This window comes from Naasia sp. SYSU D00948 (genome assembly GCF_017916515.1).
Classification (GTDB): Bacteria; Actinomycetota; Actinomycetes; order Actinomycetales; family Microbacteriaceae; genus Naasia.
The window spans coordinates 1,410,623-1,425,509 of record NZ_JAFMTA010000001.1; the positions used below are offsets into that span (position 1 = coordinate 1,410,623).

Annotated in this window: 13 protein-coding genes; 6 read left to right on the forward strand and 7 right to left on the reverse strand. The window is 71.9% G+C overall.

Annotated features, from left to right (window positions below; all coding sequences use genetic code 11):
- Together J3P30_RS06690 and J3P30_RS06695 are read right to left on the reverse strand one after the other, a co-directional pair.
- A complete protein-coding gene (locus tag J3P30_RS06690) occupies positions 1-408 on the reverse strand; it encodes a DUF1801 domain-containing protein (protein ID WP_210480157.1) in 408 nt (135 codons plus the stop codon).
- Between the two features lie 111 nt (positions 409-519).
- A complete protein-coding gene (locus tag J3P30_RS06695) occupies positions 520-1,797 on the reverse strand; it encodes a S1C family serine protease (RefSeq protein ID WP_210480158.1) in 1,278 nt (425 codons plus the stop codon).
- A 175-nt stretch (positions 1,798-1,972) separates the two neighbouring features.
- Here J3P30_RS06695 and J3P30_RS06700 point away from each other — a divergent pair, with 175 nt between their 5' ends.
- From J3P30_RS06700 to J3P30_RS06715, 4 genes are all read left to right on the forward strand, one after another.
- Positions 1,973-2,572 (forward strand): hypothetical protein, encoded by a 600-nt coding sequence (locus J3P30_RS06700; protein WP_210480159.1) that lies wholly within the window; start codon positions 1,973-1,975, stop codon positions 2,570-2,572.
- Positions 2,573-2,589: 17 nt separating this feature from the next.
- On the forward strand, positions 2,590-3,609 hold the full coding sequence (locus J3P30_RS06705; RefSeq protein WP_210480160.1) for a PHP domain-containing protein: 1,020 nt from the start codon (positions 2,590-2,592) through the stop codon (positions 3,607-3,609).
- A 182-nt stretch (positions 3,610-3,791) separates the two neighbouring features.
- On the forward strand, positions 3,792-4,937 hold the full coding sequence (locus J3P30_RS06710) for a zinc-dependent alcohol dehydrogenase (protein ID WP_210480161.1): 1,146 nt from the start codon (positions 3,792-3,794) through the stop codon (positions 4,935-4,937).
- Between the two features lie 8 nt (positions 4,938-4,945).
- Entirely contained in the window at positions 4,946-5,515 is a 570-nt protein-coding gene (locus J3P30_RS06715; RefSeq protein ID WP_210480162.1) for a hypothetical protein, read from the forward strand.
- Positions 5,516-5,531: 16 nt separating this feature from the next.
- On the opposite strand, the gene J3P30_RS06720 is transcribed toward J3P30_RS06715, so the two are convergent.
- Positions 5,532-7,130, reverse strand: a complete 1,599-nt coding sequence (locus tag J3P30_RS06720) for an ABC-F family ATP-binding cassette domain-containing protein (RefSeq protein WP_210480163.1) — start codon at positions 7,128-7,130, stop codon at positions 5,532-5,534.
- 199 nt (positions 7,131-7,329) lie between these two features.
- Here J3P30_RS06720 and J3P30_RS06725 point away from each other — a divergent pair, with 199 nt between their 5' ends.
- Both J3P30_RS06725 and J3P30_RS06730 read left to right on the forward strand, forming a co-directional pair.
- Positions 7,330-7,722 (forward strand): RidA family protein, encoded by a 393-nt coding sequence (locus tag J3P30_RS06725; RefSeq protein WP_210480164.1) that lies wholly within the window; start codon positions 7,330-7,332, stop codon positions 7,720-7,722.
- Between the two features lie 80 nt (positions 7,723-7,802).
- Complete coding sequence (locus tag J3P30_RS06730) at positions 7,803-9,095, forward strand: MFS transporter (RefSeq protein WP_307807425.1); 1,293 nt, start codon at positions 7,803-7,805, stop codon at positions 9,093-9,095.
- 81 nt (positions 9,096-9,176) lie between these two features.
- Here J3P30_RS06730 and J3P30_RS06735 read toward each other — a convergent pair whose 3' ends face one another.
- Genes J3P30_RS06735 through rhaI form a run of 4 tightly spaced genes read right to left on the reverse strand, consistent with a single transcriptional unit; the run spans position 9,177 to position 14,725 of the window.
- Entirely contained in the window at positions 9,177-10,607 is a 1,431-nt protein-coding gene (locus tag J3P30_RS06735; protein ID WP_210480165.1) for a rhamnulokinase family protein, read from the reverse strand.
- A complete protein-coding gene (locus J3P30_RS06740; protein WP_210480166.1) occupies positions 10,607-12,643 on the reverse strand; it encodes a bifunctional aldolase/short-chain dehydrogenase in 2,037 nt (678 codons plus the stop codon). Before J3P30_RS06740 ends, J3P30_RS06735 begins: the two co-directional genes overlap by 1 nt.
- Positions 12,640-13,554: an alpha/beta hydrolase gene (locus tag J3P30_RS06745; RefSeq protein ID WP_210480167.1), complete on the reverse strand. Its 915-nt coding sequence runs from the start codon at positions 13,552-13,554 to the stop codon at positions 12,640-12,642. The genes J3P30_RS06740 and J3P30_RS06745 overlap by 4 nt, the downstream gene beginning before the upstream one ends.
- 4 nt (positions 13,555-13,558) lie before the next feature.
- Positions 13,559-14,725: an L-rhamnose isomerase gene (gene rhaI, locus J3P30_RS06750; protein WP_210480168.1), complete on the reverse strand. Its 1,167-nt coding sequence runs from the start codon at positions 14,723-14,725 to the stop codon at positions 13,559-13,561.
- Between the last annotated feature and the right edge of the window lie 162 nt (positions 14,726-14,887).

Here is a 14,887-nt window from a genome sequence, read left to right on the forward strand (position 1 = left end):
TCAGCCCTTCGGAGGAGGAACGCGATGGGTGCTCGCGATGGTGACGAGGTCGTGCAGCCCTGCGCGCTCGAGATCCTCGGGACGGCGGATCTTCACGTGCCGCATCAGGCGCCCGGTGCCCTCGAGGAGGCCTTCCGGGTCCGGGAGCTCGGTTCCGTAGTAGAACCCGAACACGACGTGCTTCGGGTAGGGCGCGAGCCAGCAGAACTGGTCCGTCATCTTCCGGGGCCCGGTTCCGTATCCGGCGGTCCTCTGCTGCGCCCACACGACCTCGACCGCGCGCGGGAAGACGTCGAGGATCAGCGATCGGCTCGCGACGGCGAGCTCCGGGACGGGCGCAGGGAAGTCCGACACCATGGCCTCGAACGGGGCGGAATCGGAGGTGACGACGCCCGCCGCGCTGCTCATCCTGCTCCTCCTCCGCCGGCCCTCGCCGCCTTTCGAGCGTAGTGGGCGGGGGGCGGCGGCCGGCACGAGGACAGCCCGGGACCACCGGCCCCGGGCTCTCGGGTGACACGGCTACGCGGCGGGCCCCTCCGTCAGCGTGACCGTCACGAGGTTCATCGCTCCCGTCGAGTCGGTGTAGGAGATCTCGACCGGGTCGCCGGGCTCGTGGGCGGCGATCGCGGCGCCGAGCTCGTCCGCGCTCGTGACCGGCACGCCGTCGACCGCCGTGATGCTGTCGCCCGCGACCAGACCCGCGCTCGCCGCGGGAGACCCGTCCACCACCCCGCCGATCAGGACGCCCGGGGCGCTCGGCGCGCCCGACAGCAGCACGCCGAGGAAGGCGGGAAGCCCGATCTCCACCGTGACGGTCTCCTCGCCGGATTCGACCTGCTCCCACACCTCGATCGCGACGTCGATGTCGATGGCGTAGCCGGTCACGCTCGCCGTTCCCGAGGACGCGGCGGTCACGAGGCCGATGACGTCTCCCTCGGCGTCCAGGAGCGGACCGCCGGAGTCGCCGGAGACGACGTAGGCGTCGATCTCGATCAGGCTGGTGAGCCGCTCGGCGTCCCCGCCGGAGGCGTCCCCCGCGGTGATGGTCTCGTCGAGTCCGGTGATCGTGCCCTCGGCCGCGACGAGGTCGCCGGTGCCCTCGGCGTTGCCGATCGAGGTGACGGACTCGCCGAGCGTGAGCTCCTCGGACGGGTCGAGCTCGACGGTGTCGAGGCCCGACGCGCCGTCCAGCTGGAGCACGGCGACGTCCTCGGACTCGTCGTAGCCGACGACGGAGGCGGAGTAGGTCTCCCCGGTGGACTCCACCGTGACCTCGATGCTCGTCGCGCCCTCGATGACGTGGTGGTTGGTCAGCACGGTGCCGTCCGAGGTGACGACGATGCCGGTCCCCGCCGCCTCGCCCACGCCGTAGTCGAGCTCCGAGACGATCGTGACGACGCCGATCATCTGCTCGGCCGTCGCGTCGACCGGCGGTGACTGGGTGCCGCCCGTGCTCGTCCCGCCTTGGCCCGACTCCCAGCCCGGGTAGCGGTCCCGGCCGGGCAGCAGGGCCGGGACGACGGTGGTGGTCGTGGTGTCCTCGGCGACCGAGGAGCTGCCCACGGCGGTGCCCGCCGCGAAGCTCAGGCCGAGGACGAGCGCTCCGGCGGTCGCGGCGCCCGTGATCGTCAGGGTCCGTCGGCGGCGGAACCAGTGGGCGGGCCCGCGAGGCTCGGCGGCGGCAGGGAGGTCGGCGCTCGACGCGGCGGTCGACGAGGCGGCAGGCCGGTCGGTGGCGGTCTGGAAGTCCGGCTCTCGCTCGGTGCTCGAGTCGGCCGGCTCGTTGTGGTTGGTCATCGGGATCCCTTCGGCAGTGGACTCCGCCAGGAAACGCCTCGCCCCCAAGACGATCCGATACGGCGCCTTTCGGCTTCCTATGAGATCCAGGCGGCGGGGTGGGCGGCGGCGGGGTCGCTCCCGCCGGTACGGCAAGGGCCGCGCGCCGCGTCCGCTTCCCGTGCAGGGTGGGGGGATGCAGCTGTACTCGGCATCCCCACTGGTCCGGACGCGGCAGGTCGTCGCCGACGTCGTCGCCCTCACCGCGATCGTCGTCGCGGCGGTGCTCGGGACCGGCATCGGGACGGCCATCGCCGCGCTCGGGGGCTTCGGGCGCAGCGTCGAGGAGGCGGGCGACGGGCTCCGGCGCTCCATGTCGGATGCGGCCTCCACGCTCGGCGGGATCCCCGTGCTCGGGGACGCGGCGGCCGCGCCCTTCGAGGAGGCGAGCGGCGTGGGGGCCTCGCTGGCGGCCTCCGGCCAGGACCAGCAGCGCCTCATGACGACCCTCGGCGTCACGGTGGGCCTGATCGTCGCGGTGCTCCCCATCGCGCTCGTCCTCGCCGTCTGGCTTCGGCGGCGCATCGCCTTCGCCCGCCGGGCCCGGGCCACGGCGCGGCTGGCCGCGACGCTCGAAGGCCGCGACCTGCTCGCCCTCCGCGCGCTCGTGCTTGCGCCGTCTGCCCGGCTGCTCGCCCTGGCGTCCGATCCCGCGACCGCCTGGCGGGAGCGGGATCCCGCGACGGTCGCCGCGCTCGCGGACCTCGAGCTGAAGGCCGCCGGGGTGATCCGGTGACGCGGCATGATGGCGGCATGGACCCGGTCGCCGCCCTCAACGAGATCGCCTTCTGGCTCGAGCGGGAGCAGGCGCCCGGGTTCAAGGTGCAGGCGTTCCGTCGCGCGGCCATCGCGGTCGGGGCGCTGGACGGGGAGGACGTCGTCCGCCGGGCGCGGGACGGGCGGCTGAAGAGCGTGAAGGGCGTCGGGGGCCGCAGCTACGAGGTGGTGCGCCAGGCCGTGGACGGGCAGGTGCCGGACTACCTCGCCGCTCTCCGCGAGCGCGGCGCGGGGTCGCTCGCCTCGGGCGGGGAGGAGCTGCGTGCGCTGCTGCGCGGGGACCTGCACTCGCACAGCGAGGAGTCGGACGGCACCGTGCCGATCGAGGTGATGGTCGATGCCGCACGCGTGCTCGGCCGTGAGTATCAGGCGCTCACGGACCATTCGCCGAGCCTCACCATCGCGAACGGCCTCAGCTCGGAGCGGCTCGAGAAGGAGCTGGAGCGGGTCGACGAGATCAACGGGCGCTACGACGACTTCCGTCTCCTCAAGGGGATCGAGGTCGACATCCTCGAGGACGGCACGCTCGACCAGACGCCCGAGATGCTCGGGAAGCTCGACGTCGTCGTCGCGAGCGTGCACTCGAAGCTGCGCTCGCCGCGGGAGGTGATGACCGAGCGGATGCTCGGCGGCATCCGGGACCCGCACACGAACGTGCTCGGTCACTGCACGGGCCGCCTCGTGCAGGGCACGCGCGGCACCCGGCCGCAGTCCGAGTTCGACGCCGAGCGCGTCTTCCAGGCGTGCGTGGACCACGACGTGGCGGTCGAGATCAACTCGCGGCCGGAGCGGCAGGACCCGCCCGACGACCTCCTCCGGCTCGCGGTCGAGATGGGGTGCCTGTTCAGCATCGACACCGACGCGCACGCGCCCGGCCAGCTCGCGTTCCTCGACTACGGCGCTGAGCGCGCGGCTGCCAACGGCGTCCCGGCCGACCGCATCGTCACGACGTGGCCGGTCGACCGTCTCCTGGAGTGGACCTCCCGCAAGCGCTGACCCTCGAGATGCCACCTGGTGCTCCCATTCCGCCGGGATGGCGACACCAGGTGGCACTTCGACGGTCCGGGGTGACCGTGCGGAGCGGCTCCTGTCGCGGATCGCGGGCGGCGTCCACCCCTTGAGCGCGCCGGGGGGCGGGTGGAACGCTGGCGGCGAGCCCACGAGTCAGGAGGAGCCGGATGAAGGCGATGGTCTACCGCGGCCCGTACAAGATACGGGTGGAAGAGAAGGACATCCCCGCGATCGAGCACCCCAACGACGCGATCGTGCGGGTGACGAAGGCGGCCATCTGCGGCTCGGACCTGCACCTGTACCACGGGCTCATCCCGGACACCCGCATCGGTCACACCTTCGGCCACGAGTTCATCGGCGTGGTCGAGGAAGTGGGCCCCTCCGTGCAGAACCTGAAGCGCGGAGACCGGGTGATGGTCCCGTTCAACATCTTCTGCGGCTCGTGCTACTTCTGCGCCCGCGGCCTCTACTCCAACTGCCACAACGTCAATCCGAACGCGACCGCCGCCGGCGCCATCTACGGCTACTCCCACACCACCGGGGGCTACGACGGAGGCCAGGCGGAGTTCGTCCGGGTTCCGCTCGCCGACGTCGGGCCGACCGTCATCCCCGACTGGATGGACGAGGAGGACGCGCTCATGCTCACCGACGCATGTGCGACGGGCTACTTCGGGGCGGAGCTGGGGGACATCGTCGAGGGCGACACGGTGGTCGTGTTCGGGGCCGGCCCGGTGGGCCTGTACGCCGCCAAGTGCGCCTGGTTCATGGGCGCCGGCCGCGTGATCGTCGTCGACCACCTGGAGTACCGGCTCGAGAAGGCGCGCACCTTCGCGCACGCCGAGACGTACAACTTCGTGGAGTTCGACGACATCGTCGTGCACATCAAGCACATCACCGACGGGCTCGGCGCGGACGTCGTGATCGACGCGGTCGGCGCGGAGGCGTCCGGGCACTTCCTCCAGCACGTCACCGGGAGCCAGCTCAAGCTGCAGGGCGGCTCCCCGATCGCCCTCAACTGGTCGATCGACTCCGTCCGCAAGGGCGGGAACATCTCGGTGGTCGGTGTCTACGGCACCGTGCCGAGCGCGGTCAAGTTCGGCGACGCGGTGAACAAGGGCCTGACCCTGCGGATGAACCAGACGCCGGTGAAGCGGGAGTGGCGGCGCCTGTTCGACCACGTCCGCGCCGGCTACCTCAAGCCGAGCGAGATCATCACGCACCGCATCCCTCTCGACGAGATCGCCGAGGGCTACCACATGTTCTCGTCCAAGCTCGACGACTGCATCAAGACGGTCGTCCTCCCCGCCGCATAGGAGTCGCCATGGTCTACACAGCGGACAAGCCGCACCTCGCGCCGTCGAGCGACGAGCTCCGCGCGCGGATCCCGGGATGGGGCACCGACCTCGACCCGGCGAACCGGCCCGGCGTGCCGAAGATGCGGTTCGACCCGGCCGCCTCGGGCGCCCACTGGGAGATCCCGGAGCAGCAGGAGGAGAAGGTCCCGCGCGAGCGGTCGATCGAGCACGAGCGGCTCCCACCGGTGTTCGGCACGGCTCAGCCTCTCAAGGGGCTGTCCGGCCGGATCCGCCGCTACGCGTACGAGCGCTACAGCGAGGCCCGGTCGATCCACTGGATGCTGCTCATCCTCGGCGATCGCGTGGACTCGATCGAGAGCCAGGTGAGCTCCCTGCTGGCCCTGAAGCCCGACAACCCGATCACCGAGACGGGCGTCCTCGCCGAGTTCCGGCGCGGCGGCCTCTCCTCGCGCCTCGGGAAGAACAGGGCGGACGGCTCGCACCAGTGGATCGCGGGGTTGCTCGTCGCGGCCCCGTACGTCCTGACGGGCGTCGCGCTCGTGAGCGGGATCCGGCGCCTCGCGAGGCGGCGCTGACCTTCCCGCCGCCCAGTCATGGCTCGTAGCGGGTCAGCTCGCCGTTCCGGCCGAGCTCGACCCAGGTCGTGATGCGGAGCCGGCGGAGGAATGCGTCGTCGTGGCTCACCACGAGGAGGGCGCCCTGGTAGCCGGACAGCGCGGCCACGAGCTGGTCGAGGCTGGCGAGGTCCAGGTTGTTCGTCGGCTCGTCGAGCACGATCAGCTGCGGGGGAGGGTCCGCGAGCAGCAGCCGCGCGAGCGCGACCCGGAAGCGCTCGCCGCCGGACAGCGTCCCCACGGGCCGGTGCACCGCATCCCCGCGCAGCAGGAACCGCGCGAGCCGGTTGCGCACCTCCCCGGGCGGCACCGCCGGAGCCGTCGCGCGCACGTTCTCGAGCGCGCTCGCGGCGTCCTCGAGGTCGTCGAGCCGCTGCGTCAGGTAGCCCACGCGGTCGGTGTGCGCGACCGCCGCCGGGCGCCCCGGTATCGGGTTCCGGAGCCCCAGCAGGATCTCGAGCAGCGTCGTCTTGCCCACTCCGTTCGGCCCGGTGAGCGCGACCCGCTCGGGCCCCTGCAGCACGAGCGACGAGGACGTCCCCCGCAGTTCGGCGAGGCGGCGGCCCGCCGGGACGCGAGTGTCGGGGAGGTCGACGTGGATCCGGTCGTCGGACCGGACCCGGCGCTCGGCGACGTCCAGCGCCTCGCGCGCCGAGGACACGCGCGCGTCGAGATCGCCGCGCAGCTTCCCGGCCGACACCTCGGCCGAGTTCTTGAGCGTGTTCGCGAGGATCTTCGGCATGCTCTCCGCGGCCTTGCGGCCGGCCTTCGCACGGCGGCCGATCTTCGCCTCCGCCTCGATGCGCTGGCGCCGCTCGGTGGCAAGAGTCTGCTTCGCCGTCCGCTCCGCCTGCTCGGCAGCAGCCTGCTCGACCGCGAGCATGTCGCGGTACGCCGAGAACGGGCCGCCGAAGACGGTGAGCGAGCCGCGGCGGAGCTCGGCCGTGTCGTCCATCCGGTCGAGCAGCGCCACGTCGTGGCTCACGACGACGAGCGCGCCCCGCCACGACTCGACGGCCTCGTACAGGCGCCCGCGTGAGCCGCGATCGAGGTTGTTCGTGGGCTCGTCGAGGAGAGCGATCGGCGCCCCGCGCAGCCGGATGCCGGCCAGCGCGGCGAGCACGGTCTCCCCGCCGGACAGCCGGCCGACCGGCCGGTCCAGAGCGACGTCGTCCAGTCCGATCGCGCGCAGCGCCTCCTCCGCACGCGTCTCGAGGTCCCAATCGTCCCCCAGCACGTCGAAGTGCGCCGGGGAGGCGTCGCCGCCGAGGATCGCCCGGAGCGCGGCGAGCTTGGCCGCGATCCCGAGCAGCTCCGCGACGGTGGAGCCGACCTCGAGGGTGAGGGTCTGCGGGAGGTAGTCGACCGCGCCGACGGCGGTGACCGACCCGGCGGTGGGCGCGAGCCGGCCCGCGAGGATGCGCAGCAGCGTCGACTTGCCGGAGCCGTTGGCGCCGATGAGGCCGGTGCGGCCGGCCCCGAACGCCCCCGAGATGCCGTCGAGGACGGTGGTCCCGTCGGGATGCGTCAGCCGGATGCCGGTGAGGACGAGCGAGGGAGGAAGTGCCGAGGACATGCGGCTCCTTGGGAGTCAGGAAGCACTGACTCGCGGGGCCGGAAAGCGGCGGGATCGACGGGAGTCAGCGCGCGGACAGGGGCGCGGAACCGTCGGAGATCTTCACCGGAGGCCTTTCCTCGATGGGCGCGACGAGTCTGCCAGCCGAACCGGCACCGGATCAAGAGCAGATGTCGCAGCCGGGCGCTATGGTCCCGCCATGCCAGTCACCCACGTCAACCCGAAGTCGCTGCCGTCGAACCCCGCCTTCTCCCACGCGACGATCGCGGAGGCCGGCCGCACCCTCTACATCGGCGGTCAGAACGGCACGACCTCCGACGGCTCCATCCCCGCCGACCCCGCCGAGCAGACCCGGCTCGCGCTCCGCAACCTCCTCGCGATCCTCGAGGAGGCGGGGGCGACACAGGCGGATGTGGCGAAGCTCACCATCGTGGTGGTCGACACCGTCGACATCCAGGCCGGCTTCGCGGCCTCCCGTGAGGTGTGGGGCGACGTCCCCACGGCGATCACGGTGCTCCGGGTGTCAGGGCTCGCCCGGCCCGACGCCCTGGTCGAGATCGAGGCGATCGCGAGTCTGCCGCCCGCGACATAGATCGTCGGATTCCCGCCAACCTCGCCCGCGCAGCACGAGGCCGGGCGTGCGCTCCGAGGCGAGGCGGCAGAATCGGGCGGGTGAGCTCGAAGGCCCCCGTCGCTCCTCCGGTGCGCACCCGGCGCCGGATCCATCCCGCCTGGATCGTCGCGGCGGTCGCCTTCCTCGCCCTGCTGGGAGCGGCGGGCTTCCGCAGCGCCCCGAGCGCGCTCATGGTCCCGCTCGAGGCCGAGTTCGGCTGGACGCGGAGTGAGCTGTCCGTGCCGGTCGGGATCAACATCCTGCTGTTCGGTCTCACCGCTCCGTTCGCCGCCGCTCTGATGGAGCGGTTCGGCATCCGTCGCGTCACCAGCGCCGCCCTTGTGCTCATCGCCGCCGGTGCCGCGCTGAGCATCTTCGTCACGCAGTCGTGGATGCTCATCCTCACGTGGGGCGTCCTCATCGGCCTCGGCACCGGGTCGATGGCCCTCGTGTTCGCCGCGATGGTGGCCGACCGGTGGTTCCTCGAGCGGAAGGGCCTCGTCACCGGCATCCTGACCGCGGGAAGCGCGACGGGACAGCTCGTCTTCCTGCCGATCGTCGCCTCGATCGCGGAGGACCAGAGCTGGCGGTACGCCTCGCTGCTCATCGCACTGATCGCCCTCGTCGTCGTGCCGGTCGTGGCCGCCCTCCTCCGCGACTCTCCGGCGGACCTCGGCGTCACCCCGTTCGGCTCCCCGGATGACGCGGTGGTCGCGTTCCCGCCGAGGAGCACCGTCAACCCTGCTCGCCGAGCGCTCTCGGTGCTGGGTCGCGCCGCTCGCGTCCGGACCTTCTGGGCGCTCGTCGTCGGCTTCGCGATCTGCGGCGCGACGACCAACGGCCTCATCGGCACCCACTTCATCCCCAGCCTGCACGACCACGGCGTCTCGCAGACGACGGCGGCGGGCCTGCTCGCGGTGATCGGCATCTTCGACGTCGCCGGGACCATCGCGTCCGGGTGGCTCACCGACCGGGTGAACCCGCGGATCCTGCTCGCCATCTACTACTCGGGTCGGGGCGTCTCTCTCCTGCTGCTGCCGCTCGTCCTGAGCGCGGAGGTGCAGCCGCCGATGATCCTGTTCGTCGTCGTCTACGGCCTCGACTGGGTCGCCACCGTCCCGCCGACCGCAGCTCTGTGCCGGGAGGTGTTCGGCGCGGAGGGCGCCGTCGTCTACGGCTGGGTGTTCGCCTCCCACCAGGTGGGCGCGTCGCTGGCCGCCATCGGTGCCGGCCTTCTCCGGGACGCATTCGGTGACTACGGCGGCGCCTTCCTCGCGGCCGCCGCGCTCTGCGCCGTCGCCGCGGTCGTCAGCGTCGGCATCACCCGGAAGCCGGCGTCGCTGCCCGCCTAGGGCGCTGCCGCGGCGCCGGTCTCGCGGACATCTCGCGACCGTGCCCGGGGGTGCGGGCGTCCGCAGCCCCCGTGCCAGGCTCTAGTGCCGGTGCGCCCTCGTCCGCGCCGCGTAGGCGCGCGGCGGGAACGAGAACCCCACGATCGCCCGCAGCGCGTCGAGGTCGCCGCGCACCAGGCCGTGGGTGCGCGCCTGCACGAGCAGGTTCCCGATCGCGGTGGCCTCGACCGGCCCCGCGACCACGGGAACGCCGACCGCATCCGCCGTGAGCTGGCACAGGAGCGCGTTCTGCGCGCCGCCACCCACGAGGTGCACGGTCCTGATCGTGCGGCCGGTGAGCCGCTCGATGTCCTGGATCGTTGCGGCGTACGCGTCCGCGAGGCTCTGCAGGATGCTGCGGACGAACTCGCCGCGCGTCGCGGGGACGCGCTTGCCCGCCCGGATCAGGAGCGCCTCGATGCGGGCCGGCATGTCGCCGGGCGGCAGCAGCGACGGATCGGTCGCATCGAAGGTCGGGACGTCGACCGGGGCATCCGCCGCGAGGCGCAGGAGGTGCTCGAGATCCTCCTGCTCGCCGCTCTTCGCCCAGGTCCGCACCGACTCGCTGAGCAGCCAGAGCCCCATCACGTTCTTGAGGAACCGGGTGCGCCCGTCGACGCCGCCCTCGTTCGTGAACCCGGCCCCGCGGGCCTCCTCGGTCGCGAGCGGCGACGGAAGCTCCGTGCCCACCAGCGACCAGGTGCCGCAGGAGATGTAGACGCTGTCGTCCCCGGCCGACGGGACGCCCACCACGGCGGACGCGGTGTCGTGAGAGCCCACCGTGCTGAAGCCCAGCTCGTGCGCGATGCCGAACTCGGCGCGCACCTCCGGGCTCACGGTGCCCACGTGCGTGCCGGGGGGCACGAGCTCGGGCAGGAGCGCGGACGGCAGCCCGAGCAGGTCGAGCAGCTCCCGGTCCCAGTCGGTGCTCCCCACCGGGACGAGCCCGGTCGTGCTCGCGTTCGTCAGCTCCGCGATGGCGCGACCGGTGGCCCAGTAGCCGATGAGATCCGGGATGAGCAGGAGCCGATCCGCGAGGTCCAGCATCCCGTCCTCGGCCTCCGCCGCGAGCTGGAACACCGTGTTGAAGGGCAGGTGCTGCAGTCCGTTGCGGTGGAACAGCTCCGCGGCGGACACGCGGGAGTGGACGGACTCCACTCCCCGCGCCGTCCGGTCGTCGCGGTAGTGGTACGGGTTCCCGAGCATGCGGCCTCCGCGGAGCAGCGCGTAGTCGACCGCCCACGAGTCCACGCCGGCCCCGACGAGCTCCGGCTCCTCCCGGGACGCCACCCCGAGGCCCGACATGGCCGCCGAGTACAGCGAGAGGACGTCCCAGTGGATCCCGTCCGGCGTTCGGACCGGGGTGTTCGGGAACCGGGCGACGTGCCGCAGGTGCAGCTCGTTGTGCCCGAGGGACCCGAGGATCACCCGGCCGCTCGTGGCGCCGAGGTCGATCGCCGCGACCGCGCGCATCAGCGGAGGAACGCGGCGGCGACGCCGGCGTCGACCGGGATGTGCAGGCCGGTCGTGTGGCTGAAGTCGGGACCGGTGATCGCGGCGACCGCGTTCGCGACCGACTCCGGCAGCACCTCGCGCTTGAGGATCGTGCGCTGGGCGTAGAACTTGCCGAGCTCCTCCTCCGGGATGCCGTACGTCTTCGCGCGGTTGGCGCCCCAGCCGCTCGCGAAGATGCCGGAGCCGCGCACGACGCCGTCCGGGTTGATGCCGTTGACCTTGACGCCGTGCTCGCCGAGCTCGACGGCGAGGAGGCGGACCTGGTGGGCCTGGTCGGCCTTGGTCGCCGAGTAGGCGATGTTGTTGGGACCCGCGAACACGGAGTTCTTCGACGAGATGTAGATGACGTCCCCGCCCATGCCCTGGTCGATGAGGGCCCGCGCCGCGGCCTTCGACACGAGGAACGAGCCCTTGGCCATGACGTTGTGCTGGAGGTCCCAGTCGGCCGCGGTCGTCTCGAGCAGCGGCTTCGACAGCGACAGGCCGGCGTTGTTGACGACGAGGTCGACGCCGCCGAACGCGAGCACGGTCGCGTCGATCGCGGCCTGCACCTGCTCCTCGTCGGTGACGTTGGCCTGGACGCCGATCGCGACGTCCGAGTTCCCGATCTCCTCCGCAGCGGCCTGCGCCTTGGCGAGGTCGAGGTCGGCGATGACGACGCACGCGCCTTCGGCGGCGAGGCGGGTCGCGATCGCCTTGCCGATGCCGGAGGCGGCGCCCGTGACGATCGCGACGCGGGACGCGTGCGACTTCGGCTTCGGCATCCGCTGGAGCTTGGCCTCCTCGAGCGCCCAGTACTCGATCCGGAACTTCTCCTCGTCCGAGATCGGGGCGTAGGTGGAGAGCGCCTCGGCGCCGCGCATCACGTTGATCGCGTTGATGTAGAACTCGCCGGCGACGCGGGCGGTCTGCTTGTTCGCGCCGTAGCTGAACATGCCGACGCCCGGCACGAGCACGATGAGCGGGTCGGCCCCGCGGATCGCGGGGGAGTCCGGGGTCGCGTGGCGGTCGTAGTACGCCTGGTAGTCGGCGCGGTACTCCTCGTGCAGCTCCTTGAGGCGCGTGATGGAGTCCTCCACGGACGCGGTCGCGGGCAGGTCGAGCACCATCGGCTTGACCTTGGTGCGCAGGAAGTGGTCCGGGCAGCTCGTGCCGAGGGCCGCGAGGCGCGGGTGCTCGGCCCGGGCCAGGAAGTCGAGGACCACCGGGTCGTCCGTGAAGGAGCCGACCATCGGGCGGTCGGTGGAGGCGAGCCCGCGGATCGTCGGCGCGAGCCGCGCGGCCTTCGCGCGGCGCTCCTCGTCCGGCAGCGCCTCGTACCCGTCGAGGACGGCGCCGAACGGGTCGGCCTTGCCGTGCTCCTGGATGTACTTCTCGGCCGTCGCGATGATCCACAGCGAGTTCGCCTCGGCCTCGTCGCTCGTGTCGCCCCACGCGGTGATCCCGTGGCCGCCGAGGATCGTGCCGATGGCCTCGGGGTTCTGCTCCTTGATCGCCGCGATGTCGAGGCCGAGCTGGAAGCCCGGGCGTCGCCACGGGACCCAGACGACCTTGCCGCCGAAGATCTCCTTCGTCAGCGCCTCTCCGTCCGCTGCCGTCGCGATCGCGATGCCCGAGTCGGGGTGCAGGTGGTCGACGTGCGCCGCGTCCACGAGGCCGTGCATGGCCGTGTCGATGGACGGGGCGGCGCCGCCCTTGCCGTGCAGCGTGTAGTCGAACGCGGCGACCATCTCGTCCTCGCGCTCGACGCCGGGGTAGACGTCCTTCAGGGCGCGCAGGCGGTCCAGTCGGAGGACCGCGAGTCCCGACTCCGTGAGGGTGCCGAGGTCGCCGCCGGAGCCCTTCACCCACATCAGCTCGACCTGCTCGCCGGTGACCGGGTCGGTCTCGGAGCCCTTCGCGGACGTGTTGCCGCCCGCGTAGTTCGTGTTCTTGGGGTTGGCGCCCAGCCGGTTCGAACGCGTCAGCAGTGCCGCGACGGTGGGGTTGGTCATGAGGATGCAGCTCCAGAGTGTGAGGAGGTCTCGTGGGCGGTCCCCACGAGCGGGTTGGGGATGAGCCACGCGACGATGCGCTCGATGCTGCGCGTGGCACCGGGCGTGCCCGGCTCGTCGAGATGCCCGTGGCGCGTGTCGTCCTCCCGGATGAGGAGGAGGTCGACTCCGGCCGCGGCGAGCTCTGACGCGAACAGCTCGCCCGAGGAGCGGAGGCTGTCGGCGTCCGAGTTGAGGATGAACACCGGCGGGAGCCCGTGCAGGTCCTGCGTGCCGGCGAAGGCGTACGGCGAGGCGAGGACGGCGGGCTCGCCGACGTAGTTGATGTTGATCGCGAGGACCGACTCCGGCTCGAAGCGCGCCTCCTGCGGGAGCGCCTCGATCTTGGCGGCGAGCTCCGGCCGATGGGGCGGGAGCTCCGCGTGCACGAGCGGGTACGCCAGGACGATCGACCGCGGCTGGACGCGGCCCTCGTCTCGCAGGCGGAGCGAGGCACCGGCGGACAGGTTCGCGCCCGCGCTCGCGCCGCCGAGCGACCAGTGGCCCTCCGGGACTCCGAGGTCCGCGGAGGTGGCGGCCCACTCGAACGCGGCCGACACCTCCTCGGAGGCCACGGGGAACTGCACGCCCTCGCGCGGCCCGACGTCCAGGTGCGGAGCGAGGCCGGTGGTCGGCGCGAGCTGGTAGTCGACGGAGACGACGGGGATCCCGCTCGCCGCGATCTGCCGGGCGACCCAGTCCGCCTCGGGCATGTCGAGATCCCCGAACGCGAAGGCCCCGCCGTGAACCCAGACGAAGCCCGCGAGCGGCGGGTTGTCGAGCTGCCGGTACGTGCGGACCCGCAGCGGGCCGTGCGGTCCCTCGATCTCGCGGTCGTGGACCTCGAGGGCCCCGATCTCGGCGTCCGTCATCGGTTCAGGCGCCCCAGCCGGCCTGGTTGCCGCCGACGCGCTCGGCGTCCACCTTCTCCTGGTAGCCGCTCTCGAGGAACGCCCGCATCGGGTCGGCGGGGAGACCGCGCGACTCGCGCCAGGCGGCGAGCTCCGGACGGACGTCACGGTAGAAGGCGTCCATCATGATGTCGTTCGCGGCGAGGACGTCGCCCGCCTGCTGAGCCGCCGTCAGCGCCTCGCGATCGAGCAGCAGGGCGCGCGCGAGCATCTCCTGCACGTTGAGCACGCTGCGGATCTGGCCCGGGATCTTGCGCTCGATGTTGTGGCCCTGGTCGAGCATGAACGCGACTCCGCTGTCCTTGCCGTACCCGCCGCCGCGCAGGACCTCGACGAGGATCCGGAACAGCTGGTACGGGTCCGCCGCCCCCACGATCAGGTCGTCGTCGGCGTAGAACCGCGAGTTGAAGTCGAACGAGCCGAGCTTCCCGAGGCGCAGCAGCTGCATGACGATGAACTCGATGTTCGTTCCCGGCGCGTGGTGGCCGGTGTCGAGGCAGACGAACGCCTTGTCGCCGAGCGCCGCCACCTGGGCATAGGAGGTGCCCCAGTCGGGAACGTCGGTGTGGTAGAAGGACGGCTCGAAGAACTTGTACTCGAGGACGAGCCGCTTGCCGTCCGGGATGCGGGCGTAGATCTGCTCGAGGGAGTCGGCGAGGCGGTCCTGGCGCGCGCGCATGTCGTCCTGGCCCGGGTAGTTGGTGCCGTCCGCGAGCCAGATCTTGAGGTCCTGCGACCCCGTCTCGCCCATGATCTCGATGCACTCGAAGTGGTGATCGATGGCCTTCTGCCGCACACGCTCGTCGAAGTGCGCGAGGCTGCCGAACTTGTAGTCGTCGTCCTGGAACGTGTTCGAGTTGATCGTGCCCAGCGCGACGCCGAGGCCTTCGGCGTGCTGCCGCAGAGCGGCGTAGTCGTCGACCTTGTCCCACGGGATGTGCAGCGCGACCTTCGGAGCGAGGCCGGTGAGCTCGTTCACCTTGGCGGCGTCGGCGATCTTCTCGAACGGATCGCGGGGGACACCAGGCTGGCCGAACACCCGGAAGCGGGTGCCCGAGTTGCCGAAGGCCCAGGAGGGGAGCTCGATCGCCTGCTCGGCGAGCTGATCGGTGATGGCGGAGAAGTCGGTCATTGCCGTCCTAACTGGGCGTCCTTGCCGGATGAATCGATTCATTCTGGAGCGCAGGGGCTCCCGTGTCAATCTATTCCGCTCGGCGCGCCCGCCCCAAGGGGAGGGATGGTCGCGGTGCGCGAGGAGTAGTGACACGTGCAAGTGATTCTGGCACACTGCCCG

What these genes read in the sequence shown, in the direction of transcription:
- J3P30_RS06745 (WP_210480167.1), bottom strand. Translation starts at nt 13,554, where the DNA reads ATGACGGACGCCGAGATCGGGGCCCTCGAGGTCCACGACCGCGAGATC.
- J3P30_RS06720 (WP_210480163.1), bottom strand. Translation starts at nt 7,130, where the DNA reads ATGTCCTCGGCACTTCCTCCCTCGCTCGTCCTCACCGGCATCCGGCTG.
- rhaI (WP_210480168.1), bottom strand. Translation starts at nt 14,725, where the DNA reads ATGACCGACTTCTCCGCCATCACCGATCAGCTCGCCGAGCAGGCGATC.
- J3P30_RS06700 (WP_210480159.1), top strand. Translation starts at nt 1,973, where the DNA reads ATGCAGCTGTACTCGGCATCCCCACTGGTCCGGACGCGGCAGGTCGTC.
- J3P30_RS06710 (WP_210480161.1), top strand. Translation starts at nt 3,792, where the DNA reads ATGAAGGCGATGGTCTACCGCGGCCCGTACAAGATACGGGTGGAAGAG.
- J3P30_RS06735 (WP_210480165.1), bottom strand. Translation starts at nt 10,607, where the DNA reads ATGCGCGCGGTCGCGGCGATCGACCTCGGCGCCACGAGCGGCCGGGTG.
- J3P30_RS06690 (WP_210480157.1), bottom strand. Translation starts at nt 408, where the DNA reads ATGAGCAGCGCGGCGGGCGTCGTCACCTCCGATTCCGCCCCGTTCGAG.
- J3P30_RS06740 (WP_210480166.1), bottom strand. Translation starts at nt 12,643, where the DNA reads ATGACCAACCCCACCGTCGCGGCACTGCTGACGCGTTCGAACCGGCTG.
- J3P30_RS06695 (WP_210480158.1), bottom strand. Translation starts at nt 1,797, where the DNA reads ATGACCAACCACAACGAGCCGGCCGACTCGAGCACCGAGCGAGAGCCG.
- J3P30_RS06705 (WP_210480160.1), top strand. Translation starts at nt 2,590, where the DNA reads ATGGACCCGGTCGCCGCCCTCAACGAGATCGCCTTCTGGCTCGAGCGG.
- J3P30_RS06725 (WP_210480164.1), top strand. Translation starts at nt 7,330, where the DNA reads ATGCCAGTCACCCACGTCAACCCGAAGTCGCTGCCGTCGAACCCCGCC.
- J3P30_RS06715 (WP_210480162.1), top strand. Translation starts at nt 4,946, where the DNA reads ATGGTCTACACAGCGGACAAGCCGCACCTCGCGCCGTCGAGCGACGAG.